The organism is Parvibaculum sp. (assembly GCF_049672805.1).
Lineage (GTDB): Bacteria > Pseudomonadota > Alphaproteobacteria > Parvibaculales > Parvibaculaceae > Parvibaculum.
Genome location: NZ_JBATWS010000304.1, coordinates 1 through 2,729, shown reverse-complemented (window position 1 = coordinate 2,729; position 2,729 = coordinate 1). Strand labels below are relative to the sequence as shown.

General features: G+C 60.1%; 3 protein-coding genes. 1 reads left to right on the top strand and 2 read right to left on the bottom strand.

What is annotated here, in order from left to right:
- On the top strand, window positions 1–1,861 hold a 1,861-nt coding region (parC, locus tag WBF74_RS09705; protein WP_424438806.1), incomplete at its 5' end, for a DNA topoisomerase IV subunit A.
- A 33-nt stretch (window positions 1,862–1,894) separates the two neighbouring features.
- Here the strand turns inward: parC and WBF74_RS09700 are convergent.
- Both WBF74_RS09700 and WBF74_RS09695 read right to left on the bottom strand, forming a co-directional pair.
- A complete protein-coding gene (locus WBF74_RS09700; protein ID WP_424438803.1) occupies window positions 1,895–2,386 on the bottom strand; it encodes a hypothetical protein in 492 nt (163 codons plus the stop codon).
- A gap of 24 nt (window positions 2,387–2,410) precedes the next feature.
- The coding region (locus WBF74_RS09695) for a TRAP transporter large permease subunit (protein WP_424438800.1) at window positions 2,411–2,729 on the bottom strand (319 nt) is incomplete at its 5' end.

Here is a 2,729-nt window from a genome sequence, read left to right as displayed (position 1 = left end):
GCTGACAGAGGTTGCGGCCCTTCTGCTCGACGGGCTTGACGAAGACACGGTTGATTTCCGCGAAACCTATGACGGCGAGGATGAGGAGCCGGTGGTGCTGCCGGGCGCCTTTCCGCAGCTTCTTGCCAATGGCGCGGCGGGTATTGCAGTCGGTATGGCAACAAGCATTCCGCCGCACAATGCGGCAGAGCTTTGCGATGCGGCGCTTCATCTCATCAAGCATCCGAATGCGCGCACGGAAAAGCTCGTTGATTTCGTGAAGGGGCCGGACTTCCCGACGGGCGGCATCATCATCGAGCCGCGCGCCTCTATCGTGGAAGCCTATGAGACGGGACGTGGTGGTTTCCGCGTGCGGGCCCGCTGGGAGATGGAGGAACTGCCGCGCGGGTTGTGGCAGATCGTCGTCACCGAAATCCCCTATCAGGTGCAAAAATCGAAGCTGATCGAAAAGATCGCGGAACTGCTGCAGGCAAAGAAGCTGCCGCTGCTCGAAGATGTGCGTGATGAAAGCGCGGAAGAAATCCGGCTTGTTCTCGTGCCGAAGGCGAAGACGGTCGAGCCTGAACATCTGATGGAATCACTGTTCCGCATGACCGAGCTTGAAAGCCGCTTCCCGCTGAACCTGAACGTGCTTTCAGCGGGGCAGGTGCCGGGCGTCATGTCGCTGCGCGAGGCGCTGCTTGCGTGGCTCGAGCACCGCAAGAATGTGCTGGTGCGTCGCTCCAACTTCCGCCTCGACAAGATTGCAAAGCGGCTGGAGGTGCTGGAAGGCTATCTCAATGCCTATCTCAATCTTGATGAAGTGATCCGTATCATCCGCGAGGAGGATGAGCCAAAACCTGCGCTCATCAAGCGCTTCAAGCTGACGGATAATCAGGCGGAAGCGATCCTCAATATGCGCCTGCGCAGCTTGCGCAAGCTTGAGGAAATGGAAATTCGCGGCGAGCACAAGGAGCTGTCTGCCGAGCAAAAGGAGCTGAAGGCGCTTGTCAAATCGGAAGGCAAGCAGTGGGAGCGCGTGTCGGACGAAATCCGGCAGGTGAAGGCAACCTTCGGCCCCAAGACGAAGCTCGGCGCGCGCCGCACGACCTTCTCAGATGCGCCTGCAATCGACTTTGTGCCGGTTGAGGCGATGATCGAGAAGGAGCCGATCACCGTCATTTGCTCGCGCAAGGGCTGGATCCGGTCGGTGAAGGGGCATCTTGCGGCGGATGCAGATGTGAAGTTCAAGGAAGGCGACGGCCCGCGCTTCACGCTTCATGCGGAAACGACGGACAAGATTTTGCTGTTTGCGACGGATGGCCGTTTCTACACGCTGGATGCAGCCAAGCTGCCCGGCGGGCGCGGGCATGGCGAGCCGGTGCGCCTGATGATCGATCTTGATGAGAGCCGCGACATTGTAGAACTGTTCGTTCATCAACCGGGGCGCAAGCTGCTCGTTGCCTCGCATGAGGGCAACGGCTTTATCGTGCCGGAAGATGAAGTGGTCGCGATGCGCCGCGCGGGCAAGCAGGTGCTGAATGTTTCAGGCACGGATGAGGCGGTCGCCTGCGCCGTGGTGCAGGGCGACCATGTGGCGGTGATCGGTGACAACCGCAAGCTGCTCATCTTCCCGCTTTCGGAAGTAAACGAGATGACGCGTGGCAAGGGCGTGCGCCTGCAACGCTACAAGGATGGCGGGCTTGGCGATGTTAAGACTTTCACGTTGAAGCAGGGGCTTGTCGCCTATGACCGTTCGGACCGCGCGCGGACCTTTGATGGGTTGAAGGACTGGCTCGGCCAGCGCGCGCAGGCGGGCCGCCTGCCGCCCAAGGGTTTCCCTGTCGGGCACAAGTTTGGCGGCGGGTTCGGCTCGGTCTGAATCCGTTCTGCCACTCACGCTGCGTGCTGACGATCAGTTGATCGTCAGCTTCTGACGCAGTTCGTGGCCCCAGTAGTTCAGGAAGATGATGTAGTCGCCGGGCTTCACGCGCGCGGGATCGAGTGTCAGCGTGTATTCGCCGGAGATGGTGTGTTTGCCTTCCAGCTCTCCGCGTACAGGCACGTCGATGCAGGCGTCATCCGCGCGCTGCGACTGGATGAAGTCGCGGTTGTCGTCGGTCAGAAACCACCGGAAAATATTGCACTGGGACGAGGTTTCGAGCTGCAGCGGCTCATCCTGGTTATTGGCCAGAGTGACGCCGACCGTGAGGGTGAGCGGGCCGGTCTCTGTCCATGTCGTGGGCTGCGCAATGCGCGCGGTAAGCTCCACAGGCTCGTTAAACTGCACGCGGCCGGTGCTGATGAAATAGACAACAACGCCGACCATGGCGAGCACGACAAGCGCCATGCGGATGAGATTGCTGCTCGCTTCACTCGCAACGTCTTTCGGGTCTTTTCCTGACATTTCTCTTTCCGGCTGGTGCGATGCCTACATCGTACCAAAGATAAGGCGTGGCAGCCATGTTGCGAGTGCGGGGAAGAAAGCGACCGCCGCAAGCGCCACAAGTTGCAGGCCGACGAAGGGAATGGCGCCGCGATATATCTGCATCGTGGTCACACTGTCCGGGGCAACGCCGCGCAGATAAAACAGCGCAAAGCCGAAGGGAGGCGTGAGGAACGAGGTCTGGAGGTTTATCGCCATCATCACGCCGAGCCAGATGGGGTCGATGCCCAGCACCAGCAGAATGGGCGCGACGATCGGCACAACGACAAAGATGATCTCGATGAAGTCGAGGAAGAAGCCGAGT

Bases quoted from the DNA above. Each gene is read 5' to 3' on its own strand.
- WBF74_RS09700 (WP_424438803.1), bottom strand. From the start codon at position 2,386: ATGTCAGGAAAAGACCCGAAAGACGTTGCGAGTGAAGCGAGCAGCAAT.